Origin of the sequence: Marivibrio halodurans, from assembly GCF_017963645.1 — a bacterium.
Classification (GTDB): domain Bacteria; phylum Pseudomonadota; class Alphaproteobacteria; order UBA8366; family Aestuariispiraceae; genus Marivibrio; species Marivibrio halodurans.
The window spans coordinates 88,776-114,231 of record NZ_JAGMWN010000004.1 but is presented as its reverse complement, the minus strand read 5'-3'; the positions used below and the strand labels follow the sequence as shown (position 1 = coordinate 114,231).

The window sequence follows — 25,456 nt, the reverse complement described above, 5'->3', positions numbered from 1 at the left end:
TCAGTATCCCTTCATGTCGTTGATATCGATCGTCGCCTGCGCGGCGCCGACGGCCTTAAGCATCGGCCCGAGGTCCGGGTCGAGGTCGAGCACGACGACATTGGTGGCGTCGTAGCCGTCGTCCTGCAGCGAGATCTCGCCGATCGCCTTGATGGCCCGGTAGCTCTTGGTGATCGGCACGCGCGTGCCGGCGGCCGCGATCACCAGATCCTCGAAGCTCTCCAGGATGTCGGGCACGTCTATATTGGCGCTGAGCGCGGATATCCTGCCCTGGCGCGCGCCGGCATCCAGCGTGACACGGAAATCGAGGCGTTCACGGCCAGCCGAGACGCTGGAGGCGACCGGCCGCCAATCGCTCGGCCCGCCGAGATAGGGGGCGTCGTCCGCCCCGAGATAGGCCTCCCGCTCGGGTCCGAGATAGAGGCCGCCGTCGCCCGCGCGGCGATATTCGACGCGCCAGCCCTCGCCGTCGATGTCGGCCAGGATGAAGATCGTGGCGGGGACATCGGCCTGCTCCGGCACGAACCCGAACCGATAGCTGGCCGCGCGGTAGGTGAGCGGCAGGTAGTCCTCGGCGATCTGCGGCAGATAGAGCGCGTCGTCGGCGGGAAGGTAGAGATCGCCCGTATCGTCGGCGACGAGATCGCCGTCGTCGATCGTGGCGCCCTCGATCGCGCCGGGAAAGCCGGCGGCGGCCTCGTCCTGGGTGAAGAGGAGGTTTTCCGGGCCGTAATCGCCGAGGCCGATGGTCAGCACCGCCGCGCCGCGCGAGAGGTTGCCGGTCGTATCCACGGCCTTGACCATGATTGTCTGCACGCCGGTGCCGACGCCGCCGAGGTCGATCTCGCGCGCGCTCAGCAGGGCGCCGTCGCTCGGCCAATCCACGGCCTGCGCCCAGTTGCGCGTCTTGCCGGCCAGCGTGCGGACGCGGAAGCCCGCGAAGTCCTTCGGCGGCGACGGATAGGGCCAGACAGCGCGGTCGCCCTCGCGGAACAGGCGCGGCACGTCCGGCGGCGGCGCGGTCTTGCCGACCGCGACGTGGAAGATATGCGGGCTCCAGTCGGACCTGACGCCATAGCCATTGGCGGCCCGCGCCTGGATCTCGTAGGTCGCCAGATCCTCGACGCCGGAGATATAGGCATGATCGGCCGAGCCCTCGACCAGCACCGACGCCCAAGGGCCGCTGCCCGCCGCCGTCGCCTTGCGCCAGCGCACGGTCATCGTGCCGCCCGACGTGACATAGCCGTCGGCCGGCGGCGTGAGCGGCACGTGGATGCGCGTCGTCATCGTGCCGTCCGCCATGACCAGCAGGTGGTCGTCGCCGCTGTCGATCGTGCCGATCGTGGGCGGCGCGACGGCGGCCATGGGCGGCGGCAGGCGCGTGTTGGGGGCATAGTCGCGGGCGACCATCTGCTCCGGCCCGACCTCCCAGGCCTCGGCCGCTTCCTCGCGGAAGGAGATACGGATCGCGGAATTGCCGGACGCGCCGTCCTCCACGCGGCGAACGCGGAAGGGTTTCGCATCCCAGCCGAAACGCGGCATGTCGAGCGCGACGACATCATTGACCTCGAGCGCCATGACCGATTGGTCGAAGGGCATCTGCACGGAGAGCCCTTGGTGCATGACGGCCATCATCACGCGCAGGACGCGTTGCGCCATCATGTCGTCGTTGGTGAAGGGCAGATCCTTGCTGACGACCAGCGGCTCGCCGTCCTGGGCGATCCAGGCCGGGTCGCTGACCTCCGGATAATCCGTGCCCTCGTAGCGCGTGGCCGGACCCGCGAAGACGCCGCGCGCGACATTATAGAGGTCGGAGACGGTCGGCGCGGTGTCGATGCTGAAGCCGCCGGCGGCCAGCGCGTCCTCGTCGATCGTCATGACCGGCGCGTCCGGCCCGCCGACGTGGACGCGGAAGCCGCGCTCGGACCAGGTGATCTCTCCGTTGCAACTGCTGAGTAGGCGCTCGAGATTGTCCTCGCGGCTCGGGCCGAGCTCGACGACGCCGTTGCATGTGTAGCGACGTTGACCTGTGCGGGCGGCGTAAAGCTGGCCGGTACCAGGCCCAGACAGCATCATCGGATAGCCCGCATGCGCGTGATCCGTATCGACGGCCAGCTGGAAACCGTCGGTTATGTCCGACGGGATCAGGAACCCGCCACCATCGACGAGAGGCCAGGGCAAATCGCCGGTCGATGTGACGGTCACGAATTGGCCGTGCGCGCCGCCCAGCGGCTTGGACGGCCGGAACCTATCGAGCGCGAGGATCGTGCAGCCGCCGCCGCCCGTGATGGTGATCGGCTGGGCGGCGAGCGCGTTATTGCGGGTGCTCGCCAGCCCGAACTTCCGGTCGCCCCGGCGCAGCACGTAATAGGTGCCGTGCGGCACGAGGGGCGCCGGCGCGGAGCCGCTGCTGATGAAGACGGCGTCGCCGGTCTCCAGGATCATGTCGCTTCCGGCCTGCAGCAGCCAATCATAGCCGGTCACGGAATAAATCGGCTCCGTGCGCGTCACGTATTCACCCAAATTCTGCGAGTAGACCTGGGTCTCCTGGTTGGTCCAGCCCATGATCGCCTGCGCGGTCAGCGTGCCGCTTTCCAGCGCGACGGCGATCTGCGGGCCGGGGATCGGCTTCCACTCGTCCGCGCGGTTCGCCGCCGCGATCCAGCTCGCCCAATCGATCTCCCAATCCGGATCGCAATCGACGCCGTCAAGCGAGAGCATGTAGTCGAGGGTGCAGAGCGCCGCGTTATCGCTCCAGTACATCCCGGTCACCGTGCCGCCGGCGCCGCCGGCGGCGAGCGCGACCGGCTTGTCGTCGTCGTCGACCAACGTGAAACTGGATGCCGACGGCACGGACCCGATCCAATAGGCCTTCTTGATTATCGGCGTCGATCCGGCGTGGCCGCCGATCCAGACCGGCGCGCCGACGCCGAGGCCATGGGCGCTCGCCGTCGCGAACAGACCCGGCGTGCCCGCGTAGGACGCGACGATGGCGACGCCGGAATGGCGGGGATCGTAGAGCGCGTGGCCTTGCGTGATCGCGCTGATATTGGGGATGCCAGAGAGCCAGACCGATTGGTCGTAGGTCAGGCGCGTGTAGACGTACGGCACGCCCCGGCCGACATGGGCCGATGTCCATTCGGGGATTTCCGCGACGAGATCCGGGTCGGCGGTCCCTTGCGTGCCGTCATAGGTCTTGAGCCGCGCGACGCCGACGAACCGGGCGGCGGAGGCGGCCTCCTGATTGTAGAAGACCTCGCCGATGCGGGTGACCGGGCGATGGCTCAAGGCCACGACCATGTGCAGGTGCCGGTTGCTGGATCCGGTCGATTTGAGCAGCGGCAACATGCCGGACAGACGCATGCGCCCATAGATCAGGCGGCCGGGCGTGGTGGGGGAGCGCACGGCGTATTTGCGATCCTGGGTCTCGGCCGCGAAGGGTGTCGCGGACGACGGCGTGTCCGGCTTGAACAACATGGACGAGGCCTGCGCCAGGACGCCGGCGATCGCGGCCTGCGCCAGGACGGCACCCCAGACGATCGTCGATCCGGCGATCGCGGCGCCGGCGGCACTGGCGGCGGCGGCGCCGACGGCGGCGAGGGCGGCCTGGGGCATCAGCCGATCCTCCAGGCATGGCGCGCGCGGTCGGCCGGGACGACCGCCAGCCCGACGCGCGCCGGCAGCAGGATGTGCGCGCCCCCGACAACACCGCAATGCGGGGCGATCGCGCCGTCGCGCTCCGCATCCGGCCAATCGACGAGGGCGATGTCGCCATGGCCGGCATGGCGCGGGGATATCGCGTGCGCGCCATGCGCGGCCAACACCGCGCCGACCACATGCGCCAGACGCGCCACCGGCGCGACCTCCGGCGCGAGATCGGCGAGCAGGGCGTCGGCTTCCCGCCGCGACGCATAGCGGCCGCGCCAGCGCGCCATCGGGTCGATATCCGTCATCGCCAGGATGCAATCCGCCGGCAGGATCAGGCAGTCGAAAGAGCCCCAGCCGAAGCGTTCGCGCGCGCAGCGACGGAAGCAGGCGGCGAGGCGGACCTCCCAGTCCGCCAGGCGGCGAAGTGCCGGCAGCGCGCCGTTCGGGATCGGGAGGGTGGTTTCGGTCATCCGCGTCCCCAGATCACCTCGGTCTCGGCCGTTTCCTCGGCCAGTTCGAAGAAGCGGTCGCCCGGATGGCGGCTTTGGTGATTCTGATCGTTGAACCGGACCGGCGCAGCGCGCGTCCAGTCGGCAAGCCGGTTGGTGACGCGCAACTGGCCGATCTGACGCCCGCTGTCGTCGCGGACGAGGGAGAGCGTATCCATCCGCCCGACGAAGCGCACGAAGGGCGGGCCGATCACCCGATGATCGGCATCGAAGAGCGCGCGCCAGATCATGACGCGTTGGCCTTGCACCTGTTCGGTCAGGACGAGCGCGATATCCTCGTCGCGGATGCCGGAAAGCTCGAGGACGATCGAATGCTCCTTGAGCTCCGTCGATTCCTCGACGCCGGACGCGGCGGCCAGGCCGCCGACGCCGATAAACTCGTTCTCCTCGCCGCCGCCGGTATCGTCCCAGAAGATCGAGAAGCCGAGATCCTGGTCGTTGAGATAGAGCGTGGCGTTGCGGAACGTGAGCCGCGCCAGATGCGCCCAACGCGCCACGCCGCCCGCGATCGCGGCTTGCTGGGCTGGGGTGAATGTCCTCATGAGGCCGCTCCCACGAAGCTCTCGATCAGGTGAAAGCTCGCCCGGCCGATCTTGCGATTGCGCGTGATCGTCAGCGCGCCCTGCTTGTCGTCGATCGCGCGCATGGCGCAGGACGGGCCGTCGATCACGATCGCCGCGCCGTCGGCGGGCGCCCGGCGGATCGGCGGCGCGAAGGCGAGCGTCGCGGCGCCCGCGCCATCGCTTGATGCGTCGGCCGTCAAGAGCTTCAATTCGCGGATACCGGACAGATTGTCGAAGCAGAAGAAATCGCCGGCATGCAGCACCGTCTGGCCGGCAGGCCAGCCGGTGGTGATCAGGCTGCGGCCGAGCTGGCCGGCGCCGGCGACGACGGGCGTGCCGCCGGGCAGGCCGCCGGGCAGGCCGAACTGCGGCCGCGCGGCGTGGGTCGGGGTGTAGTACATCAGGCCGCTGGCGCCCGCGAGACCGACCACGAAGGCGGACCACCGCCGCCACTCGGATTCCGTCATCGCGCCCAGGCGAAGCGCCACGGTCCAACGCGGGGTGAGATCGCCGCGTATCCGCTCGGCCGAGGTCAGGCTGGACGGAAAATGTTCGGTGCGGTGCAGGAGGTCGAAGTCGCCGACCTCCTCGATGCCGACATTTACGGGAAAGACCGGCAGCGTCATCGCATCCCCCGCGAGAGATCGTCCGCGTAGCGGCCGCCCTGCCGGGCCAGCCCGCGGACTGCGGCGGTCGCGTCCTCGACGGACTTGCGCCGGATCGTCTCGGCCAGCGCCTGCAGGCGCGGGACGGCATCGGCGTCGGCGCCCCGGAAGTCGTAATTGTTGGTGATCGCGATCGTGCCCGCCGACGGCGCGCGGCGCTCCGCCATCGCGGTCCGGAAAAGCCGCTCGCCGTTCGTCAACTGCTCGGGCGTGAAGATCTTCTCTCCCGTCCGCGCGATCACCGCCCGCTCGTCCGGCGCCAGGCCGATATCGCCGCCGGTATGATAGCGCGGCGCGCCGACAAAGGCGGAGGCGGCGACGCGTCGCGTCAATTGACCGGGCCGGCCGATATCGCCGCCGGTGTGATAGGCGGGCGCGGTGACGGGAGTATTGTAGGACGTGACGTTCTGCGCGCCCGCGACCGCCGTCGGCGATGCCGCCGGCGTGGCGGAGAACCACGAACCGATCTCGTCGCCCAGCGCTGATGCAAGCCCACCGGAAAGCTCATTGGCCAGCGGTGAGGTGATGTTCTGACGGACCTGCAGCCGTGCCAAGTCGGCCAACATGGAATTGACCATATCGCGCGCGGAGAGTTTGCCCGTGCGGGACCACGAGACAAGTGCGTCCTCCATGCCGGATAGCGCGTTCGTCGTTACGCGCTCGGCGTTGAGAGCGGCGTTGGATGCCTCGTCCGAATAGTCGCGCAGGCTGCGTTCGACGCCGTCGCTCCACTCGCGGCTATGCTCGAGATGTACCTTCTGCGCCTCGACCAATTGCATCGTGTGGATTCGCTCGACCTCGTCGGCGAATGCCTTGTAGCCCTTCTCCGCCTCATTGAGGCCGGCCAGCGCTTCCGTTCGCCAGGCGTCGGCCTCGGCCACGGCGCGGCGGTAGGGATCGGCGAGGGCCAAGCCCGCGCGGCGGATTTCCTCGATTGCGGCCTCGTGCGCTTCGGCTGCATCTTCCGCCGCGCGCTGCTGGTCGCGATGGGATGTCTTCGCATCGTCGAGCGCGGCCTTCGCCTCCGCGTAGGCGAAGGCCGCGCGCGCGACCGCCTCACCCTCCTCGCGCGTGAGGTCGGTGCCTGCCTTGCGGATTATGTTCATCGCCTCGTGCGCGATCTCGGCCTGGCGCACGGCCTCCTCGCCCTCGCCATAAGCCTGCGTCAATGCGCGAAGCGCCGCCGTGTCGTCCTGAATGGCGTCGATCTCCTCGCGGACATCGTCACTGATCGCCGACCGGCCGGCACGCGCCGGCACGGTCGTCGTCGACGGCGGGCGGCGGGCGGCGCGATCATCCTCGAACGAGTAGTCCTGGCTCGGCAGCGTGCCACCCATATCCTTCAGGTCGCCGATCAGGCCGCGCACCTGCGCGCGCTTGTCGGCGATCTGCCGGTCCAGATCGTCGATGACCATCTGCTCGACGCCTTGCGCCGCCAGCATCTCCCGGCTCTCGACAAGCCCGGCCAAGATGTCCTTCTGCGCGCGGATCCGCTCGACCGCGCGAATGACGTCGCCCTCGGTCTCGCCGAAAACCATGCGGAAGAGATCAAGGCTGGACGAGGTCAGCGAAAGATCGCCGTCCGTCAGGTCGCTGATCTCCTTGTTGATCGCGCCCAGCCATGAGACCGCCGTCGCCCCGCCCTCGACGAGGGCGGTGATCAGACCGACCAGCTCTCCGATTCCCGCGCGGAATTCGGGCTGCGCGACCGTCTCGCGGATCTCGTCCAGCGCGTCGCCGAGGCTGGATGTCGCCCCCTCTGCATCGTCGATGATGCCGGCGGCGCGCAGGAACTCGTTGTTCAGCTGCGTCGCCGCCTGCTCGCTCGTGCGTTCGATGTTCTCGAACTCCTCGCGGAGTTTCGGCAGTTGGCCGAGCAAGGCCGGCAGCACCTTGTCCGTGGTGAGCTGCCCGGCCTCCGCCAGATCGCGCAGCCCGCCGACATCGTCCACGCCGTCGATCCCGTCGACCAGCGCCTCGGCGAGGCGGGGAAGCTGCTCCATCACGCTGCGCAGCTCCTCGCCGCGTAGCTCGCCCGACGCGAGCCCCTGGGCGAACTGGATCACACCGGCCTGCGCCTCCGTCGCGCTGGCGCCGGAGATCTGGATCGCCTTGTTCGTGGCCTCCGTGATCTCGAACAGTTCCCGCTGGCTGACGCCGAGGCGATCGCTCGAGCGCGCGACCCGCGCGTAGAGCTGCACGGTCGCCTCGTACTGGTTTCGTGTATCCTGCGCGAGGTCGAACAGCCGCGCCTCGGTCGCGGCCAGTTGATCCTCGCTTTCCGTCACGTTGCGCAACTGGCTCGCCGTGCGCGTCGCGGCGTCCGACAAACCGAAGAACTCGCCGGTCAACCGGCGCGCCTCGAGCGCGGCGAAGCCGAGGCCGACGCCGGCAATCGCACCGCGCAGACCGATCATTCCGCCGGCTGCGGCCCGCGCGCTCCGGTCCGCGCGCGCGCTCCGGTCGGCGAAGCGGTCGAGGCCTCGGGCCGCGCGCTCGGCGGCGGCATTGATCTCGTTGAGGCGTTGGTCGGTCGCGGCCAGCGAACTCGTCAAGGCGCGCGCGGCCGAGGAGGCACGACGGTTCTCGAACGCCATCAGGCGCTGCGATTTCGCCGCGCGTTTGGCGCGCGCGCCGTGCTCGCCCAGCGCGCGGCCGGACCGCTCGGCGCTGGCGCCGGCGGTATCGATCGCCTCGCGCAGATCGCGCGTGGCCTTTTCCGTCGCCCGGAACTCGCCGACCAGGCCGGAGCCATCGGCGCGCAGTGTGACGCCGAAGGTGATATCGCTCATCGGTTCGCGGCCTCCTCGATGCGACGTAGCAGCACGTCACGTGCCTCCGCTTCCATGACCCGGAGATCCTCGAACACCGCCGGCGTCACCTCGATACCGAGCAACCGGCCGGTCGTCTCGATCGACGCGTAGTCGATGCCGAGCGGCGCGCCCGCCATGCCGCCGACGCGCCATTGCGTCGAGAGCGCGAGGAACAGCCGCACCACCGCCTCGTGTTCCGGCCAGATCTCGACCGCGTCGTCGTCGACATCCTCGATCCGGCCGATCCGCTCGGCATCGACCGGATCCAGGCCGAACGCGATCAGATCCTCGACCGCCAGGTCCGGCCCGCCGCCACCGCCTTGGCGCGCGCCCGCCCAAGCGCCGGCGGCGGCCCTCAGTTTCCCCGCTTGGCCTTTTCGCCCCGAAAGACCGCCTCGCGATAGGCCGCGAAGATGTCGCGGAGCGCGTAGGGGATATTCAGAAGCTGATCGCGGGTGTCCGCGTTGAAGGGGACCGGCTGGCCATCCTCGTTGGACACGTCCCCCTCGTCCCAGCCGATCAAGGCGTCGCGCAGGAAATCCTTGTTGGTGTCGTCGACGCTGGCTTCCTGGTCGGCCTTCCGCTCGAAATGATCGAGCGGCAACACCTTGAAGCGGCAGGTGATGCGCAGGGTCTGGAAGGCGCCGTTGGTGCCCGGCACCCGAATGTCCACGGGCCATTTGAAGGTCGGCTCGTCGGCGAGGATGAATTTGGCCATGGATCGGCTCCTTACTTGACCGTGAGCGTGAAATCGTCGTCGCCGGCATCGGGCGTGAGCCAAATCGGCAGGCTCAAGGTGGCGACGCCCTGGGCCTCGCCGACGGTCGGCCGGCCGATCTGCACCTTCGCCGCGTCGATCTGCGCGATATTGCCGCCGGTCGTGCCATGCACCAGCTGCAGCGCGGCCAGCGCCTCGGACTTCGCGATGGCGAAGAAGTTCTTCGTGGCCAACGGCGGCATGTCGATGACGGCCGTGCCGGCGAAGCCGCGATCGGTGATGATCACCGACTCCTCGTTGACCAGGTCGCGATGGGCGATCTCGTTGTTCTGCGCGACCTCCAGGCTGTGCATCACGGCCGCGAAGCCGTGCAGCGCGAAGGTCGTGTTCGCCTTGCTGACCGGCAACGGCTTGACGAAGGCGGAGAAGTCGCCGGTCGGATAGGCGCCGGCCGACGGCTCGGACCAAAGGCCGGTCATGCGGACGCTGATCCTCGGCAGGCCGCGCGCGGAGACGCTGAAGCTGGTCGTGCCGCGTGCCCCCAGCATGACGAACCGCTGGCCGTCCAGGTTGAAGTAGATCGACGCCGCCTCCTCGTCGGCCGACACCGGCGCGTAGACGACCTCGACGCCGGCGTCGATCGTCTCCGAGAAGCCGCAGGCCCGGAGCAACGGGCCGTAGGCCGGCGCGTCGCCGGCGGTACCGGAGCCGGCCAGTTCGACGCTGGCCTCGAGCACCGTGTGCAGGCCCACCAGCAGCTTGCCTTGCTCGCCGATCGAGCGACCGACCAGGTTACGCTCGACCTCCTCGCCCTCCATCGGGTTGAGCGTCACGTCGGAGAGCTGGATCGCATTCGCCGCGCCGGTCGGCTCGGCATCGGTGCCGTAGGTGTCCTCGATCTTGGCGAGCACGGCCCGCCGGCGGAACTTGAGCGCCATGGCTGTCAGCCCTCCTTGTTGCTGTCGGCGTCACCGCCGCGTGGCATGCCGGCGGCATTGCCGCGCGGCTTGGTCGGGCGCGTCGGCGGTCCGAACGGATCTGCGGCCGGCGCGCCCGGCGCCCGCGTCCGCGCGACACGCACCCGCGCGCCGTCGCGGATCTCGTACCGGCCGCCGCGCCCGGCGGCCTTGTCGTCGGTCTTGCGCGCCATCGTCACTCGCCCTCCTGCACCGCCGTCTCGAATTCGAGGAGGTAATAGACGACGCCCCGCTGGAAGGCCGTCGCGCGCCCTTGCCGGAACTCGGTCTCCTCGTGATGCGCGGTCGCCTGCCAGCCTCGAAACCGGTCCTTGATCGCCGCCGTGAGATCGTCGAGCTCGGCCGACAGGCCGTCGCCGCGCGGGTTGTTCCGCCCGCCGAGCGCCAGCACCACGCCGAAGCGCGTCGCGACCCGCTGCCGGACGGCGCCGATCGCCCGCATCTCCTGGCCGCGCTCGCTCACCGGGATCACGAAAGCCGCCGGCAACTGGTGCCCCTGCGGCGGCTTGGCCGCCAGCGCCTGGAAACTCACCGCGCCGTCGACGCTCTTGAGCGCGCCGTTCCCGCTCGGCCCCAGGCCGGATTCGAGATGGGCTTCCGCGTCTGCCAACATCAGTGCATCCTCCCGCCGACGGCCGCGTCGCCGAAGTGATCGGCGAGGATATCGAGGATGTCCGCCTCGTCGCCGTCGTCGAGGCCGAGATAGGGGCGGGCCGGCATGGTGACCGACTGCACTGTCGCGAAGCCGCCGTCCGGCAGTTGAAAGCGCAGCGCGTCGGCACTCGATGCCGTGATCGTCCCACCTTCCTGATGGATGGCCGCGTAAATCAGATTGGACCCCCACTCGGTCGAGTCCGGACCGAACAGATGCGTGAGCGATCCGCGCAGGTGTCCATAGTGGGTCAGCGTCTTGCCGCCGTCGGCCTCGGCGCGCGCGGATTTTTGCCAAGGCGTGCCGTCCGGTCCGGCCTCCCGCTCGAAGCGGTCCAGCGTGCTGGCCACCATCTCGACGCCGATCGCGTCCATGGCAGGGGACAGATCCTCGCCGGCGGCGATCAGCCCGGCGAGCACGGGCCGGAGCTCGTCGGTCGTCACGTCGATGCGCGCGGATACGCCGGCCATCCCTAGTAGTCCTTCAAGGTCTGGGCGCAGAACACACGCGGCGCGGCCTGGTGGACCGGCGCGCCGGCGCTGTCGGCCGCCGGCTCGATACCGTCGGCGTCGAGATCCGCGCGGCCGGCCTGGATATCCTTAAGCCAGGCGACGGCAGCCTTGTAGGCGCTCTCGACCCGCTCATGCGGCGCGTCGGTATAGAGCCGCCACCGCGCGACGTCGCAGGCGGCCGAGGTGAGCTGCGAGGGCACGGCGACAAGCGGCAGCGCGTAGCGCGCGCCGATATAGCTGTCGATCAGACCGGCAGCGTCGGCGAGCGCGCGCTCGACCATGGCCGCGTCGATCGTGCCGTCGCCATCCCGGTCGGCCAGCGCCAGCAACTCACCCTCGCCGAAGCGGTCGATCATATCCTGCTGGGTCGCGTAGCTCATCCGACCAGTTCCTCGAGCGTGAGCGCGGCGCAGGCATCGGGCCGGTAGCCGAGGCGCGAGAGGATATCGAGCAGCAGCGTCTGCGCGACCGCGCGGTCGGACCCGGCCGGAAGCCGGTCGATCTCGCGCGCCAGCGCCACGGCCGCGCGCTGCAGATCACGCAGCGCCGGCGGCAGCGACAGACGGTCGATCGTCTCCTCGATACACATGACGTCTATCCGATCCTTGTCCTGATCCTGAACCACATGCCCACCGGGGGCTGCGCGGCGCGCCCCGGCGGGACTTCGGGTCGTGCGATGGCTCGGGTGTTCTCGCGGCTCCGCGCGGCCACGGCCCCTCCAGCGCCGGCTCTCGGGTTATTCCTTGGCGGGCGGCGCCTTGCCGCCGGGCTGCTTGCCGGCCGGGTTCTTGCCGCCCCCGCTCTGGGGCTCGCCGGTATTGTCGCCCTCGAGCTTTTCTTCCTTGGCGCTCTTGAGGGTCACCTCGCGGACGGCGAGGTTCGGGTCACCCTCGATCGCTTCGCGATCGGCCTCGGAAAGCTCGTCGAGAGGGATCGGATCGCTCCAATTGGCGGTGAAACGTCGACCGGCGCGGCGGCGACCGGCTTCGCCGAACGCGCGCACCTCGATCGCCGGGCGGGACTTCTGGCTCATGTCGGTTTCCTCGTTCTTCATCTAAAGGGGGCTTCAGCTAGCGGGCACTACCGGCTGATTAGGTGGCCGGTCAGGCCAGCCAGGGAACGACAACGACCTTGGCCGTGCCCTTCCAGACGTTGGTGGCGCCGCTGGTGTCACGCTCGGCGTTGAGGATCTCGTTCGCCTTGCCTTCCAGCGACGGCCCCACGACCAGCGCCTTCGGCATGATGCCGAGCGGGCGACCGTAATCGCCCTTCATGCCCAACAAGGCGGCACGACCGGTCGCGTAGGTCGATGCTGTCAGATCCTGCTTGGAGCCCCAGGCGAACTGCCAGAAGCCGAAGCCGACATTGTTGCGCCCGTCGACGCCGTAGCGGAATTCCTTCAGATCGAAGACGTTGTCATCGGTCGGACGGTCCTTGGCGACGAACTCGAAGGCTCGGCGGCTCTGAAAGATGATCGGCTTCAGCGAGCGGCTGTCGTCGATCAGGAACCAGGGCGAGCCGGATCCGCCGTCGGTATTGGCCACCGAAATCTCGTTGCCGTCGGCATCGAGAACCGGATGGTCCGTGTCGAAGTAGTTCTGTCCGTCATAGCACGGCGTCGTGAAGCCGGCTTTCAGAAGATCGAAGACGAGCGTCTCCTTGTGCGCCTGAGTGGAGCGACCCATTTCTTCGAACAGCGGCGGGTAGATGCCGAGGTTGTCGTCCTCGATGTCATCCTTGTCGACGCCGATCGTCAGTTCCCAGGGCTTGTTTTTGATCGCGTAGTCGTGCTCGGCGATGTTCTGAACGACGCGCGGGCCGATCCACTCCCGCACGCTCGGCACCTTGCCGAGCCAGCCGTAGACATTCTCGCTCGTGGTGGATGTCACGGTCGTGGCCACCATATCGGACTGCGGCGCCGCTTGGCCGAGGCCACGCTGGAAGGCCGCGTTAAACCCGCGTCGCAGGCTTTCGAGATTTTGGGCGGTGATCCGCATCGATCGATCTCCAGGTTAGAAGGGCGTCCACACCCTCGGGCGCCCTTGTCGGGGCGGTTTAGCTGATCGCGGTGAAGTCGGTTCGGACCCAGACGCCGTTCGCGTCGATATCCTCGATCCGGCCGGCGGCGGAACGGCTGCCGGTATCGTCGGTCTTGGCGACGGTCTGATCATCGACGATGTAGGCGAGCGCGCCGATATCGGCGGCCGTGATCTCGTCCCCACCCGCGCTGTTAGCCCAACGGAAGACGCCCTGGCGAACCTTCGCCTTGATATCGCCGGCGCTGCCGTTCGAATTGTCGTAACGCCCCTCGAACCGGCCGACCGCGACAAGGCCGGTGTCGGTGGTGGCGGGTTCGATGACGCCGGCGTTGAGGACGGCGAGACCGCCCGCGTAGCAGATCGTCGAGGCGGCGACCGGGTACTCCTTAATGCCGTCAGCGAGCATGGGCGTGTTGCGGTCGTTCGAAAGGGCGGTCATCTCTCAAGTCTCCTGATCATCGATCGCGCTGTCGGCTTGCCCACGGTGGCGTGGGCGCCCGGCGACGGAGTATTAGGCCTGCTTCTTGAACTCCTCCGGCGTGACCCCGAGGGCCGCGCAAACGGCCATTTCATCCTCGGTCAGGCCGCTCTCGCCCTTCGGCGGTTCGATCGTCTGGGTGGTCTTGCTGGCGTTGAGGATCGTCGGCTGCGCCTTCACGAATGCCGCGAAGCCGGCCGGATCCTGGGCTGCGTAGTTGAGCGCCCAATCGCGCGTGGCCGGCGTCAACTTCCCGGCCTTGATCGCATGGTCGACCGCACCCTCGGCCACGCCTCGGGCCTGCTGCGAGCGCAGGGCGTTCACCTCGCTCTGCAGCGCCATGACAGTCTTGTTGAGCGCCGTGACTGTGTCGCTTCCATCGCCACCATCCTTGCCGCGCGCCAGCTTCGCCTGCAGCGCGGTGACGACCGTGTCTGCGGCAGCGTCACGCTTGGCCTCGGACTCAGCCGCCATCAGCGCCTTGGTATCGACCGCAGCGCCGTTGAGCTTGGTCAGCACGGTGGCCAGCGCGGCCGCCTCCTCCGCCTTCGCGGCCAAACCCCTGACGTGCTGAAGTGCCTTGGCCTCGTCGGTATTCTCGTCGAGACCGAGGGCGGCGATCAGCTGAGCGAGGATATCCATCGTCTTGTTCCCCTTGTCGTCGCGCCGCGCATTGAGCGCTTTCATGTCCAAATTCGGATTGTTGGTGAGCGAGGCGCGCAGCACCTGGCTCACGCGGCCATCCTTCTCGCGGAAAAGGAAGGCGGGCGAGATGTATCGATATTCGCGAGACGCGATTGCCTGGCCGCCACGATCGGTCCAGTTGACACGTCCCCACAGTGCGCCGTCGCGGTTATGCAGCTCGGAGATCCAGCCCGCCGCCGGCGCGCGCCCGCCTACGCCTTCGACGGCCGCGAGGTCGATTTGATGGTCATAGTCGATCGGCAGATCGCGGCCGGCCTTCATGGATTGCGCGATGAGCGCGTCCATATCGTCGACCGTCCAACCGCGCCCATCCGCACCGACAATCCGGCCGGCCGGCAGCAGCTGTATCCACTCCGGCGCGGTGTTCGCGTCGGCGGGCAGTTGCAGGGAAAGAAGGGCGACTTCGGTGTCCACGGGTATCTGACCTCGACCGTTAGACGGACTGCCGCCTCCGGCTATGCCATCGGCGGCGATTGCAAGGTCAGACTATGGACAGCGGCTACTGTCTTTTAGGGGGAAACGATTCCGGGGGGCGAAGTGAGGGCGTTGGAATGCCCGAGCCTTGGAAGGCCAGACGCTATCCCGATGACGCGTTGGAGTCCATAAAGGAGGATTCCCATTTGGGATGAGCCCAACCAGTCAGGCGCGCTGGGGCGATCGATGTCCCGACGCCTGAGCGCCCGGTGAGAGCCGATAAGAGGCCGTGAGAGGCCTTGTCGGACCGTTTGTGGCCGGGTGGACGGGTTGTGGGATACCAGCGCAGGCTGACGGCGCTCTGAGAGGCCCCTCCGTCGCACGTTGCGATCCGGCAGAATCGAGCCTATATTACGAGTGGAAGTGCAGTTCGAGCTGGTGTCGGCATCGTAGGCGGCTTCCTGACGGCGGCGGGACACCCCGGCGCCGTTTTCTTTTGGGCGTCACTCTTCGCGTCGGTAAAGAAGCTGGCCCTGCCGCTGGCCCTCAATGTAGCTGGTCGTATCTGCGGCAAAGATCGTCCGCCCAGCCCAGCCTTGCGTGGTCCATTCAAACGCGGCGACCAGACCGGCCCGGCCCGGCAATTCAAGATGTCGGATATAGCGCCGTCGTAATGACGGCGCGCCGTTCACCTCGGCCCAATCAAGCCATATCTCGTCAGGAGCCTTGAGCGCATCGGCCAAGGCCAGAAGATAGCGCGCCCGGCCGAACTTGGTCGCCTTATAAACAGGCGCGCCCGGTAACGATTGTCGTCGATCGATGAAGAGATCGTCGCTGATCCCTATGAGATGCCCGCCGGCGTCGCGAAAGCCGACGGCGTGGTCGCGTGCGCCGCCGAACTCATTCAGGAAACGATCGACATACTCGGCCTCGTCTAAATCCGCCGGCAACATGCGGCTCTCCGGGAACGGTCGGGGGGCCGGCGGCGGCGGAGCATCGCCGACAATCGCTGGACCGAAGCGCGGTAGCGGCTCGTCCAACGGCATGGGCGTGCCACCGCGCAGCCAAGCATCGCCTGGATTGTAGCCGAAGCCGGTGTCGATGCCGGTCGGCGTCGGCCAGTTCTCCGTTCCGTAAGGTGTGTTGACCTGGCGCGGTTCGGGCGTCGTCGAGGGAATGTCCGCGTCGGCCGTCGGCACCAGTCCACGCCGGCGCAATCCACGTTCCGTCAAAATCTGAATCGTGCAACGGCAGTTCCAGCCATTGGGCGGCGTATGGCTTCGCCAGAACGGATGGTCTATCGGAAGTATGATGTCGTGCCAGGCCCGATGCTGCGGCCGGGTCCGGGAATCGAGCACTGCCGAGTATCGGATATAGACCGTACGACCGCGCGCGTTCTCGGCATCCGCCAGCCGCCGCGCCTGAGCCCAACGTCCGGCCGACTGCGCCATGCGCAAATTGGTGTTGTAAATGACCGCAGAGCGCCAACCACGACCGCCGTTGTAGCTCCAGCCATGCGCCGCGACGATCCGGTCGAAGTCCTTGCGGAACTCTTCCCGTGTGGTGCCATCCTCGATCGCGCGCGTCACGGCCGCGTGGAAGTCAGAGACCAGATCCATCGTCGTCGCGCCGGCGACGGTGAAGGCGCGCGCGTGGGCCTTCTCCTTCAGGTCCGTCCAGGCACGGCTGGGGACATCCACCTTGCCGCGCAGATAGTCGATCGCCTCGCTGAACGGGACGGCGCGCGGCAGGATGTCCAGGCTTATGCCGTCATCGGCCATGGAATTTTCACGCCTCCCCACCGGCGCCGGCCTCGCTCGGCACCTCGGCGGCACCGGCGAGATAGGCTGCTGTCAGCCCGCGTTCCAGTGCCGCCCCAACGCCAGACGGATCCATCTCCGGATAGAGAGCCAGCAGCGAGACGGCCAAGCTGTCCAGGCTGTCGGCCTCCTCGACCTCCCGGCGCAGTTGCTCGATCATCCGGTCCATGGGCTCGCCGGCCGCCTGATCGACCAGTCCTGTCAGGCGCTCTGCCAGGTCGGCGGCCGTCGCCTCGACCGCGTTGCGCGCGATGACATTGCGGGCGGGTCGACCGCGCGGTGGGGCAACCTCGTCATCCGGATCGTCGCCCGCGGTCGCCCCCGGATAGCCGGTCGCGGACGCCGGCGCAGTCAACAAATCATCGCCAGCCGTTGGCTCTTTAAATCCCATCATCCCCCGCACCTGGTTTTGACCGACCTTCAGCCCCATCGGCACCAAGCGCTGCAGCGCCTTGGACAGGACATCGACATCGACATCCTCGTCATTGCCGATCTTGATCGACGGATAGCGCTTCTGCGGTCCCCGGTTGAGATCGATCAACGGCCGGATGATTTGGCGACCGATCGTGGCCTCAAGCTCGTTGGCGTCGGCACGCTCGATATCACCGCGAACGTCATTGTGTTCCTTGCCGACCGCGTGCCCGCCGGCGATGGCATCCGTCGTCGCGGTCTGCCCCAGAACCGCCTTGGATACTTGCTGATCCAGGAAGGCGGCCAGACGCTCGTATACTTCCGCGCCCTTGGTTCCCCCCTTAGCCTCGATAAATTCCAGCAGCATGGAATCGGGAATGATCGCGGCGGCGTCGCGGCCGATGTTCGCCACCGCACGAAGCAGCGTGCGCTTATCCTCCTCCGAGGCATTCGACCCGAACTTGCCAACGCGCAGCGGCTGCCCATAGATTTCCGCGAACTCGACCCAGCCCTTCATGTCGAAGTTCTTGAACAGATAGGTCCAAGCCGCCGCCCGCGCGAGGCCGCCGCGTATCGGCAAGCCGGATTTGCACTTCGACATATGATAGACAAACTTGAAGGGCTGCAGATCCTCACCCTGGCCATGCTCCCCCAGCAGGCGCGGCGTCCGACGGTCGGGCGTGTCGAATACAATCCAGCGCGGATCGACCCACTCCATCGCGACCGGTCGCCAATCGCGCTCGGACATATCCCAGATCAGCTCGTTGACGGAGAAGCCCTTGCCAACAGCATCCAGGATGTCCTTGATTTCGCCCTGCAGCACGTCGCGACCGACGAACTCCTGCGCCATCTCGGCGTTGATCACGTCCTCCTTCTCGTCGCTCGCTGCCTCGATCCGGATGGGCAGCTGACTCACCTGGCGCTTGCGTGTGCCGAGGACGGAGAGATAGTGCAGATCCTTCTCCTCCATCTCCTCTGCAAGCGCCAGATAGCCGGAAGGATTATCCTCCTCCGCGTCGCGCAACAGCCTCGCTAGGCGGCCCGGCGTCAGACCGACGCTCGGATGCTCCGAGATCGTCTGCCGGACGCCGCCCACCGTCGCGGTGACGATTTGCTGGGTCAGGTCGGCGCGCCGGATCGGCCGCCCCCACTGATCGACCAAGCCGGTGTCACGATCCGCCATCAGTAGGCTCCTTTCCCGAAGTGTTCGATATCCTCGAACGCGTTGTCGGGCGTATCGGCCATGCGGCCGCCGCCTCCGGCCCAGTAGTCCACGCCCCTCCGCTCGCCCCATCGATCAGGCCGATCCGCCGCAGAAGCCGGATGATAGCCGTACTCCATCGCTTTTCCGCCAGCAGCGTGAATGGCAAGGCCAAGGCCCCAAAAATGGTCCGCATGACCATCCGGCGTGCGTTCGGCCGTGAAGCGGATGTTGCCGGCGGCCGTCACCTGCTTGGTAACCTGGCGCAGATCCGCCCGCACGACGGGGTCGTAGGGCATACGCAGGCGCCGATCCTCCATCGCGGATCGGATCGGATAGGCCAGCTGCTCCTTGACGGCGGGCGTGAAGGTGACCGCCTCGACCCGGTGCGCGCCGAACGCGTCCTGTGCGTCGTCCGACCACCCGATACCGAGCCCAGTGGAGTCGATGCACACTCGCTCGGCCTTCTTGAACCATGGCCAAAGAACGGCCTCCTGGTCCGACTTCCGCATATTCTGCATCCGCTCGATGTGGCGCGTATAGAGAACGTCGCCGAGCAGCTCGAGGACCCAGAGCACGGTCAGATCCTTCTTGCGGCCGATGTCGACGCCGCAGAAGAGGCGCCCGCCTTCGATCGTCTGCCAGTCGGCGGTCGCGGAATACTCGGCCGAGGCGATCAGGTCATACTCGAGGAAGGCCGTCTCGTCGTCGGCCGGCTTGCACATATATTCCTGTAGGAAGCTCTCCTCGTCGGCGCAACCGGCGCGGACGAATTCGAAGTATTCTGCTTCGTCCATGGCTTGGCGTTCGTCGTCCGCCGACAGCGATTGCTGGAGCTTGTATAGGAAGCCGTCGTCGAGCGCGTCCTCGAGCGTCACCGTGTGCAGGCTGATGCCCTTCGGATTGCCCTTCTCCTTTATTTCGCGCACCAACGTATTGAAGAAGTTCTGGCTACCGCGATGGGTCGAGATCAGCTCCATGTTGCCGCCCCAGGTGATGCCGGGATAGGCGATCGCCCAGAGCTTCCTGGGGTCCGGGTGAAGCGCGAACTCGTCCAGGATGCGGCCGCCGCGCTTGCCGGCCTGGGCGTCCGCGTTCGACGACATGCTGTGGATCCGCTTACCGTTGGCGAACTGCAGGGCGTAGGCGGTTGCCTTGCTGCCCTCGTCGATCGCGACCTCTCCCAGGTCCCGGGCGGCGCGATCCATGACGCCACCCCACATCTTGCAGTCCTCGACGAAAAGCCGCGCCTGCACGTCGTCGCGGCTGCTGACCCACTGATCGTGCCGTTGCCCCTGGGCGGCCGTGCGCTCGACGGCGGCATAGGCCGTCGACCAGGAGAGGCCGATCTGGCGGCCCTTTTCCATCAGCTTCAGACGGCTGTCGTCCTTGATCCACCGCCCCTGGTAGGGAAGGAAAATCCCGCCGGGATCGGCGGGGATTATCTTCGCATTGCCCATCGTCGCGAGCCCTCCTAGCCGACGCCGAGTTCTCGGCGGATCTTGTCGCGAGTTTCCGTGGTAACGCCCTTCGCATCGGCCAGCGCTTTATCGACGGTCTCTGCGGCTTCTGCGATAGCCTTCTCACGCTCCTCCTTGCGGATCTGCTCTCGCAGCTTCAGTTCGCGGTCCTGGTCGGCCTTCTGAGCGGATGCCAAATCCTTCAGTGCCCGGGCCAGGAACATGACCTCCTCACTGTCGAAGGAGATTTTCCCGCCTTCCTCCGTGCCTGCCATCATCAGCCGCATGATCGCGGCATGCAGGATCTCGATGTTCGCGCGGGCCACGCGATTGTCGGTGTTGTAGCCGAGGCGATCGACGAGCACGTTCGCGGCTTCACGGCTGTACTTGGTGAACTCGACCAACTGGTCGAGATCCTTGGTGTGCCGGCCGAGCGCGGTCCGCGAGACATCGACTTCAAGTTCTTGGAGCTTGGCCAGGATCTCGTCGATCGTACGGCCATCCTTGACCCGAAGCTTCTTTATCAGGTCGCGAACCTGGGGCTCGAGCTTGTCGATCGACGACTTGCGCGCCATGCTCAGCCCTCCGGGCCGGGCCGCTTCACGCCGGGCGTCGTCGCCAAGCCCTTCGCCACATCGACGCCACGGGCGGTGATCTTGGCGACGTGGACGGTGTCCGACAGACGCTCGACCGTTAGCAGATCCTGCTCGGCGAGCCAGGCGTAGTCCGTGCGCACCTGGTCGCGGCTAACCCCATGGCCGAACTGCTGCAGGACCATCTGCATGACCGAACAGTTTAGGCTGTAGCTCTCCTGATCCTTCAGCACTCGCAGGATCACCAGGCGTCGGTCCTCGGTCGCGAAGTCCTTGAAGTTTTTCGTCATCGGCCCTGTCCGTAGTCTCGCAGCCATTGCTGCATCAGGTCGGTCTGATTCCGTGCCACGCGGATCAACTCCTTCACGCCAGAAAACTCGCCCTTCATCTCGGCGAGCTGATTGGAGAAGGCATGGATCTCGGCCTGGAGCTTCGCTATTTCACGGCGCGACGGGCCATTCTCGACATCGCGCTCCAGCCTCGCGATCCGATCTCCGTGTTGCTGGAGGGCAATGGCGCTCTGCTGGTCACCATCGGCGATCATCGCCTTGATTTCGTCGAGGTCGTTCGTCAGGTCGCGTTGGCGGGCGTAACGGACCGCCCGGCGGCTATCCACGAACGCCCATACGGCGATGCAGATCGCCGCCATCTCCAGGACGATCTTCGCCCAAACGAAAAACTCAGCCCCCATCCTCTTGCTCCTACCTGCTCCAGCTATGCTCGCCGCACGCGATGATGTCGGGATCGCGCTCAAGCTGATCGGCCGGCAGCGGCTCGCCGCAGATCGTGCACAGCCGTGTTCGCGCGCGCTGCTGGCGCCGGCGCAGCGCGCGGGCGAGATCCTGGTCGGCGAGGCGGCGGGCGTCGTCCGCGAAATCGGCCATCGTCACTTGCCCTTGATCGCCCGGACGATCCCACCGATCGCGCCGCCGGCGGCCTCGATGGTCGCCTGGGTGGACTTGAGCGGCCGGCCCGCGCGAATCTCAGCCTCCATCGCCTTGTCGCGCTCGCGGCAGCCCATGTATTTCTTGATCACCTCCAGGCAGGCATAGAGCGCGGCCAGCGTCGGCGCCCAGATCATCTCGGCAACCGGCGCCATCTTCGCGATCTCGTCCCAGATCGAGGCCGGCGCCCGGAAGTCGTTGGAGACAAGCGGCCCGAGCCAGCCGACGGCCCATTGCAGGACGGTAAGCGCGCCGAGCCAAACCAGGATCCGCGAGAATCGCTCGATCACGCCCATGGCGCGCCGCGCGATCTCCGGCCGGGCGGTGGCGCGGATCTTCTCGGCGGTGCCGTCGGTCATCGCCACGAAACGCTCGGTGTCGGCGCGCTGGATCGCGACCTTGGCGGCGATCGTCTGCTCGACGATCCGGTCGCGCTGCTCGGGCGGCAGACCTTCGACGTGCCGGGCGAAGGCCTCCTCGCTCTCGACCGCCTCCGGCGGCGGGTCCTCGCCGGTTACCGCGTTGTAGATCGACTGCCCGGCCGCGAAGACGGAGGGCGCGAATTTAAGGGCGGCGAGCAGGCCGGTGATCAACGCCATCTCAGCCGCCCCACCCGACCAACGCGCCGGCCAACCAGACCAGCAAGGCCGAGACGACGCCCACGGCGATGTAGACGCATCCCGTCCAAAAGGCCGCGTCCTCGTCGTAGGGTCCGTCATGGAGCGCCCAATTTGCCCAGGCGGCGATGCCGAATCCCGCCGCGATGACTGCGCCGGAGATCGCGTAGCCCCACCATTCCGCCGCCGTCGTGAGGATCGGGAGCAAGGCGGGCGCGATCGCGATGACCGCGAAGGCCGGTAGGATCAACCAGCCGGCGGCGGCCTGGAGCCAGCCCCCCGTCCAATAATCGACCCACCGCCGCAGCCGGCACAGCCGGCACAGCACCGCCGTAACGCCGAACGGCAGCAGAATCAGGACCGCCGCCGCGTAGGCGAGCGCGCCGGCGAAGGCCCAATGAATCGCGATTTCCATGGTGATCAACCCTCCTCGTCCTCGACGAGCTCGAAGTGCCAGAGATCGTCGAAATTGTTGTCCTTGACCTGCCAGTCGCGATCCCAATCGCCGCCCCAACGCAGCGTGATGCCGCGCGCACGAGCCAGGCCGAGAATGAACCCCGCGAACAGCGTCGCGCGCTCGCGGTCTTGCCAGTCGATCGGATAGGGCGCCGCGTCGACCGCGCGGCTGGGGCTGGTGTTGTGCTTGCTATCGGGCCAGCGCAACTGGCTCTTGCCGGTGCGGTGCAGCTCGTCCTGCTCGGCCCGGCCGCGATGGCCGCAGATGATGGTGATATCGCAGGACTCGATCGCCTCGCGGAAGATCGCCTGCAGCCGCTCGTCGCAACTGGCCAGGCGCGCCTCGGACGTGGGCGAGTATCGATACATGACGGGCGGCCTCCGACGCATTGCGCGGAGCCGACGGCTCCGCGATATCCGAGGCCAAGTGTGCCGGTCGCGCAGGCTGATCTTTAGGGGGAATCGCTTCCGCCGGATACGGCGGGCGGATCAATCGAAAAGGCTGGGCTGGAGCTTGTCGGCGAGCCGCGCGGTATCGCCGTGATCCCAGTTACGGGCCGTGCGCGCGGTCACGCCAGCCGTGCGCGCGGCGGCCGCCTGGGATAGCCCGAGGCGGTCCCGAAGATATCCGTAGACACCACGACGCCACAAGGGAATCTCGATATCCTCGCCACCGCGCGCGCGGCACAGCCGCTCGGCCGCCGCCGCGCCGATCAGATCGACGAGCTTGGGGCGGGGTGATGCCGGGACGTATAGCCGACCGCCGCCATGCGCGCGCACCAGCGCGATCGCGGCATCATCGCCAACGATCTCGATCAGCTGGTTGACGCCGTGGGGCGGGCGGAGAGCGGTCACCTGTTGGTCCCTCCGCCAAGGCACATGATAGTCTTTCCCAGCGAGCACACGAAAATGAGGAGGGTGATTTGCGCGATAGCTGGGCCTTGTTCGGTGGCGGCGTACTGTTCGGAGCGGTGGCCATTGGACTGATCACGTCCATCGATTCCCACATCTTCGATGGGGAGAGTAGCGCCGTGATTACCGGGGTTTTCACTATGCTTGGCGCTGTCGTCGCCGGTGGCGGCGCCTATATCGCTGCCTCTCGACAGATCGTGGCGGATCAAAACCTCCGACACGGTGAGTACCATCGCACAATCGTCGATGAGGCTAACTATCTGCGAATCCGCCTGGAGGCACTCGATCCTAAAGCCCACGAAATTCGTAAAATCTACAATACGCGTGGGCCGTCCCCTAGCGACGAAGATATTGATGAGTTTTTGCAGGAATCGGCGCGTTACGCGGAACACCTTGAAGCTATCGAGAAATCCCTGCTCACGTCTCCCCCAACCTATACGGAAATCGCCGAAAAGCTCGATGAGCTCAGGTTTACGATCGAGGGTGTCAAAAACCTCGCGGCATCCGACTATGCGACACGCGTTCAGCGTGGAGATATCGAAACCCGGTATGCCGCTGCATTCGGGATCGTCAATGGACTGTGCTGTCAACATCGGACTCTCATCAGCCATCTTCAAAAGATGGCCGTCCATCACCGCGAGGTAGCCTCGAGCTATGGCTTGATTTTCTAGAATTGCGGATGTCATCGGAGATCCCGCTTACGATATGCCAAATTGCCGAAGCGCTTCGCTCGGATCCCAGTGAATGACCACGCCTTCGAAGGGTTGGCGGCCATAGGTCATCGCCCAGAAACGCACCATGCATTCGGTTGCGCTAACATCGAGGCGCCGCGCCACGCTGAATCCGTCCGCCGCAGCGAATGCCTCGATCGCCTCATCGTCCAGAGGGATGCCGTTGATCTCGAAGAGCGCGAAGCGGCCGGCCATCGGACCGACCTCCAGCGCGACCTCATCGAGCCGTGTGCAGGGTGGATCGGGATCGAGGATCTTCGTGCACTGCTTAGTGCGCATGCCGGTATATAGCTGCACCAACTCGCCAGGACGCGCGTGACGCCGCGCACGATTGCCCCGCACCGTGTGATCCTTGATGCCGGCGCGGATATCGCGCACGAAACCACTCTTGAAGTTATATGCGACCATCACACGCTCCTCTGTTCCGGCGGCCGCAGCCAGGCCGTCAGCAGACAGCGATACTCGATGTCGTAGACGACGCGGATGCGGCGGCTTCGGCCATATTTGAGGCGGAGGCGGTAGCGCGTGGCGCCGGGCCGCTCGAAGCTCGCGCGCATGCGCTCGATGCGCTGCTCGAGCGCGACGATATCCGCGTAGTCGAGCGGCACGCCGCGCTCCACGAGACGGCGCATCAGATGGAGGTGCATCAGGTTGCGCGCACGGCGGCGGCCGTCGTCGGCGATCATGACGCGCCCTCCGCCTTGGCCTTGCGGATAACGCGGCCGAGCGCCTCGATCAGCTTGTCGAGGTCTGCATCCTCGTAGAACTGGAAGGCGCTCTTGCCCGTGACGCTCCGGCCGAAGCCCTCGAGCGTGACATGCGGATGGTCCTGCACCGCGCCAAGGCTCTTGGCGATCCGCCATTGGGCATGCAGGACGCTGAGCCTTGCGTGCGGCCCGCGCGCGCGGAAGACGACGCCCGTCTCCGGATCGCGCACATAATAGTGCAGCGGCTCCCACGAGACGCCGGCATCGCGCTCCGCCATCTTTTTCAGCGCTTCTATGATGAGGTGCCAATCCTGCTTGATCCACTGCAGGGCATCCGTGCCCGTCTGCCGCTTGCCGAAGGCGGCCAGCGCATCCTCCGCCGGGTTGCGCACGACGCCGAGATGGTAGAGCGAGATCCACAGCGCGCGCGCCTTGCGCGCCTCCGGCGCGTCCGCCAGCGCGCGGGCTCCTGCGCGGGCCGGGCCACGGCTGCGGGCGCCGGCCTTACGTTTCGGCTCGAATCCCTGGGCGATCAGGTGGTCGCGCAGATCCTCCAACTGCACGATGGACAGCTCGCTCATCGAGCGCCGGCCACCATACCGCGCGGCGATCATGTCGCGCCGCGCGTCGTCGTCGATCGAGAGATCCTTGCAGCCGATCGAGATCGTCGCGTATAGGCCACGACGCTGGGCGTCGGCCTTCGTTTCCTTCGTCGCAGCGGCGGTCACTGGAACGCCACCCCGTCGAAATGACGCGCGGCGCGAACGCTCTCGTCATCCGACTTGCACCGGCGGCAGATCCGCTCGCCCGACCAGCTCGACAGGAACTCCTCGCGGCAATCGAGGCAGCGGCGGAACGCCGGCTTATCGGCGCGATCGCTCTTGGGCTTGCTGATGTTGTAGGTCGGCATT

Annotated in this window: 33 protein-coding genes; 1 reads left to right on the top strand and 32 read right to left on the bottom strand. The window is 67.0% G+C overall.

The window, feature by feature from the left end:
* The 28 genes from KAJ83_RS09795 to KAJ83_RS09665 form a co-directional block, all read right to left on the bottom strand.
* Window positions 1-3,615 (bottom strand): phage tail protein, encoded by a 3,615-nt coding sequence (locus KAJ83_RS09795; RefSeq protein ID WP_210681890.1) that lies wholly within the window; start codon window positions 3,613-3,615, stop codon window positions 1-3.
* On the bottom strand, window positions 3,615-4,118 hold the full coding sequence (locus KAJ83_RS09790; protein WP_210681889.1) for a DUF6950 family protein: 504 nt from the start codon (window positions 4,116-4,118) through the stop codon (window positions 3,615-3,617). The genes KAJ83_RS09795 and KAJ83_RS09790 overlap by 1 nt, the downstream gene beginning before the upstream one ends.
* Window positions 4,115-4,699, bottom strand: coding sequence for a hypothetical protein (locus KAJ83_RS09785; protein WP_210681888.1), 585 nt, complete (start codon window positions 4,697-4,699; stop codon window positions 4,115-4,117). Before KAJ83_RS09785 ends, KAJ83_RS09790 begins: the two co-directional genes overlap by 4 nt.
* Window positions 4,696-5,346 (bottom strand): hypothetical protein, encoded by a 651-nt coding sequence (locus tag KAJ83_RS09780; RefSeq protein ID WP_210681887.1) that lies wholly within the window; start codon window positions 5,344-5,346, stop codon window positions 4,696-4,698. The genes KAJ83_RS09785 and KAJ83_RS09780 overlap by 4 nt, the downstream gene beginning before the upstream one ends.
* Window positions 5,343-8,177 (bottom strand): tape measure protein, encoded by a 2,835-nt coding sequence (locus KAJ83_RS09775; protein WP_210681886.1) that lies wholly within the window; start codon window positions 8,175-8,177, stop codon window positions 5,343-5,345. The genes KAJ83_RS09780 and KAJ83_RS09775 overlap by 4 nt, the downstream gene beginning before the upstream one ends.
* Window positions 8,174-8,434, bottom strand: a complete 261-nt coding sequence (locus KAJ83_RS19295; protein ID WP_343221989.1) for a DUF1799 domain-containing protein — start codon at window positions 8,432-8,434, stop codon at window positions 8,174-8,176. Before KAJ83_RS19295 ends, KAJ83_RS09775 begins: the two co-directional genes overlap by 4 nt.
* A 119-nt stretch (window positions 8,435-8,553) precedes the next feature.
* Window positions 8,554-8,916 (bottom strand): phage tail assembly chaperone, encoded by a 363-nt coding sequence (locus KAJ83_RS19290; protein ID WP_246484462.1) that lies wholly within the window; start codon window positions 8,914-8,916, stop codon window positions 8,554-8,556.
* Between the two features lie 11 nt (window positions 8,917-8,927).
* A complete protein-coding gene (locus KAJ83_RS09765) occupies window positions 8,928-9,854 on the bottom strand; it encodes a phage tail tube protein (protein WP_210681884.1) in 927 nt (308 codons plus the stop codon).
* Between the two features lie 5 nt (window positions 9,855-9,859).
* On the bottom strand, window positions 9,860-10,066 hold the full coding sequence (locus KAJ83_RS09760; RefSeq protein ID WP_210681883.1) for a hypothetical protein: 207 nt from the start codon (window positions 10,064-10,066) through the stop codon (window positions 9,860-9,862).
* 2 nt (window positions 10,067-10,068) lie between these two features.
* Window positions 10,069-10,506: a phage tail terminator protein gene (locus tag KAJ83_RS09755; protein ID WP_210681882.1), complete on the bottom strand. Its 438-nt coding sequence runs from the start codon at window positions 10,504-10,506 to the stop codon at window positions 10,069-10,071.
* A complete protein-coding gene (locus tag KAJ83_RS09750) occupies window positions 10,506-11,015 on the bottom strand; it encodes a phage virion morphogenesis protein (RefSeq protein WP_210681881.1) in 510 nt (169 codons plus the stop codon). Before KAJ83_RS09750 ends, KAJ83_RS09755 begins: the two co-directional genes overlap by 1 nt.
* Window positions 11,016-11,017: 2 nt before the next feature.
* Window positions 11,018-11,437 carry a gp436 family protein gene (locus KAJ83_RS09745; RefSeq protein ID WP_210681880.1) on the bottom strand — a complete coding sequence of 140 codons (420 nt, stop codon included), beginning with the start codon at window positions 11,435-11,437 and terminating at the stop codon, window positions 11,018-11,020.
* A complete protein-coding gene (locus tag KAJ83_RS09740; RefSeq protein WP_210681879.1) occupies window positions 11,434-11,646 on the bottom strand; it encodes a hypothetical protein in 213 nt (70 codons plus the stop codon). The genes KAJ83_RS09745 and KAJ83_RS09740 overlap by 4 nt, the downstream gene beginning before the upstream one ends.
* 147 nt (window positions 11,647-11,793) lie before the next feature.
* Window positions 11,794-12,090: a hypothetical protein gene (locus tag KAJ83_RS09735; protein ID WP_210681878.1), complete on the bottom strand. Its 297-nt coding sequence runs from the start codon at window positions 12,088-12,090 to the stop codon at window positions 11,794-11,796.
* A gap of 70 nt (window positions 12,091-12,160) precedes the next feature.
* Entirely contained in the window at window positions 12,161-13,054 is an 894-nt protein-coding gene (locus KAJ83_RS09730) for a Mu-like prophage major head subunit gpT family protein (RefSeq protein ID WP_210681877.1), read from the bottom strand.
* Window positions 13,055-13,112: 58 nt separating this feature from the next.
* The gene (locus KAJ83_RS09725; protein WP_210681876.1) at window positions 13,113-13,535 is read right to left on the bottom strand and encodes a hypothetical protein; all 423 of its coding nucleotides are present in this window, start codon (window positions 13,533-13,535) and stop codon (window positions 13,113-13,115) included.
* A gap of 72 nt (window positions 13,536-13,607) precedes the next feature.
* Window positions 13,608-14,693 (bottom strand): phage protease, encoded by a 1,086-nt coding sequence (locus tag KAJ83_RS09720; protein ID WP_210681875.1) that lies wholly within the window; start codon window positions 14,691-14,693, stop codon window positions 13,608-13,610.
* 503 nt (window positions 14,694-15,196) lie between these two features.
* Complete coding sequence (locus KAJ83_RS09715; RefSeq protein ID WP_210681874.1) at window positions 15,197-16,474, bottom strand: PBECR2 nuclease fold domain-containing protein; 1,278 nt, start codon at window positions 16,472-16,474, stop codon at window positions 15,197-15,199.
* A 7-nt stretch (window positions 16,475-16,481) separates the two neighbouring features.
* Window positions 16,482-18,107: a DUF935 domain-containing protein gene (locus KAJ83_RS09710; RefSeq protein WP_210681873.1), complete on the bottom strand. Its 1,626-nt coding sequence runs from the start codon at window positions 18,105-18,107 to the stop codon at window positions 16,482-16,484.
* Entirely contained in the window at window positions 18,107-19,585 is a 1,479-nt protein-coding gene (locus KAJ83_RS09705; protein ID WP_210681872.1) for a phage terminase large subunit family protein, read from the bottom strand. Before KAJ83_RS09705 ends, KAJ83_RS09710 begins: the two co-directional genes overlap by 1 nt.
* A gap of 14 nt (window positions 19,586-19,599) precedes the next feature.
* On the bottom strand, window positions 19,600-20,160 hold the full coding sequence (locus KAJ83_RS09700; RefSeq protein ID WP_210681871.1) for a phage protein Gp27 family protein: 561 nt from the start codon (window positions 20,158-20,160) through the stop codon (window positions 19,600-19,602).
* Between the two features lie 2 nt (window positions 20,161-20,162).
* Window positions 20,163-20,468: a VpaChn25_0724 family phage protein gene (locus tag KAJ83_RS09695; RefSeq protein ID WP_210681870.1), complete on the bottom strand. Its 306-nt coding sequence runs from the start codon at window positions 20,466-20,468 to the stop codon at window positions 20,163-20,165.
* A complete protein-coding gene (locus KAJ83_RS09690) occupies window positions 20,465-20,827 on the bottom strand; it encodes a hypothetical protein (RefSeq protein WP_210681869.1) in 363 nt (120 codons plus the stop codon). The genes KAJ83_RS09695 and KAJ83_RS09690 overlap by 4 nt, the downstream gene beginning before the upstream one ends.
* Before the next feature lie 52 nt (window positions 20,828-20,879).
* Window positions 20,880-21,068 (bottom strand): hypothetical protein, encoded by a 189-nt coding sequence (locus KAJ83_RS09685; RefSeq protein WP_210681868.1) that lies wholly within the window; start codon window positions 21,066-21,068, stop codon window positions 20,880-20,882.
* On the bottom strand, window positions 21,065-21,721 hold the full coding sequence (locus KAJ83_RS09680; protein ID WP_210681867.1) for a hypothetical protein: 657 nt from the start codon (window positions 21,719-21,721) through the stop codon (window positions 21,065-21,067). Before KAJ83_RS09680 ends, KAJ83_RS09685 begins: the two co-directional genes overlap by 4 nt.
* A gap of 1 nt (window position 21,722) precedes the next feature.
* Complete coding sequence (locus KAJ83_RS09675) at window positions 21,723-22,154, bottom strand: hypothetical protein (RefSeq protein ID WP_210681866.1); 432 nt, start codon at window positions 22,152-22,154, stop codon at window positions 21,723-21,725.
* A 5-nt stretch (window positions 22,155-22,159) separates the two neighbouring features.
* Window positions 22,160-22,564, bottom strand: coding sequence for a M15 family metallopeptidase domain-containing protein (locus KAJ83_RS09670; RefSeq protein ID WP_210681865.1), 405 nt, complete (start codon window positions 22,562-22,564; stop codon window positions 22,160-22,162).
* A gap of 120 nt (window positions 22,565-22,684) precedes the next feature.
* Window positions 22,685-23,050 carry a helix-turn-helix domain-containing protein gene (locus KAJ83_RS09665; protein ID WP_210681864.1) on the bottom strand — a complete coding sequence of 122 codons (366 nt, stop codon included), beginning with the start codon at window positions 23,048-23,050 and terminating at the stop codon, window positions 22,685-22,687.
* Window positions 23,051-23,118: 68 nt separating this feature from the next.
* On the opposite strand from KAJ83_RS09665, the gene KAJ83_RS09660 reads away from it, so the two are divergent.
* On the top strand, window positions 23,119-23,778 hold the full coding sequence (locus tag KAJ83_RS09660) for a hypothetical protein (RefSeq protein WP_210681863.1): 660 nt from the start codon (window positions 23,119-23,121) through the stop codon (window positions 23,776-23,778).
* A 27-nt stretch (window positions 23,779-23,805) separates the two neighbouring features.
* On the opposite strand, the gene KAJ83_RS09655 is transcribed toward KAJ83_RS09660, so the two are convergent.
* Genes KAJ83_RS09655 through KAJ83_RS09640 form a run of 4 tightly spaced genes read right to left on the bottom strand, consistent with a single transcriptional unit; the run spans window position 23,806 to window position 25,455 of the window.
* Window positions 23,806-24,246 carry an ASCH domain-containing protein gene (locus KAJ83_RS09655; protein WP_210681862.1) on the bottom strand — a complete coding sequence of 147 codons (441 nt, stop codon included), beginning with the start codon at window positions 24,244-24,246 and terminating at the stop codon, window positions 23,806-23,808.
* Window positions 24,246-24,524 (bottom strand): hypothetical protein, encoded by a 279-nt coding sequence (locus KAJ83_RS09650; RefSeq protein WP_210681861.1) that lies wholly within the window; start codon window positions 24,522-24,524, stop codon window positions 24,246-24,248. Before KAJ83_RS09650 ends, KAJ83_RS09655 begins: the two co-directional genes overlap by 1 nt.
* Window positions 24,521-25,273 (bottom strand): phage protein GemA/Gp16 family protein, encoded by a 753-nt coding sequence (locus KAJ83_RS09645; RefSeq protein ID WP_210681860.1) that lies wholly within the window; start codon window positions 25,271-25,273, stop codon window positions 24,521-24,523. The genes KAJ83_RS09650 and KAJ83_RS09645 overlap by 4 nt, the downstream gene beginning before the upstream one ends.
* Window positions 25,270-25,455 carry a hypothetical protein gene (locus KAJ83_RS09640; protein WP_210681859.1) on the bottom strand — a complete coding sequence of 62 codons (186 nt, stop codon included), beginning with the start codon at window positions 25,453-25,455 and terminating at the stop codon, window positions 25,270-25,272. The genes KAJ83_RS09645 and KAJ83_RS09640 overlap by 4 nt, the downstream gene beginning before the upstream one ends.
* Window position 25,456: the final 1 nt, after the last annotated feature.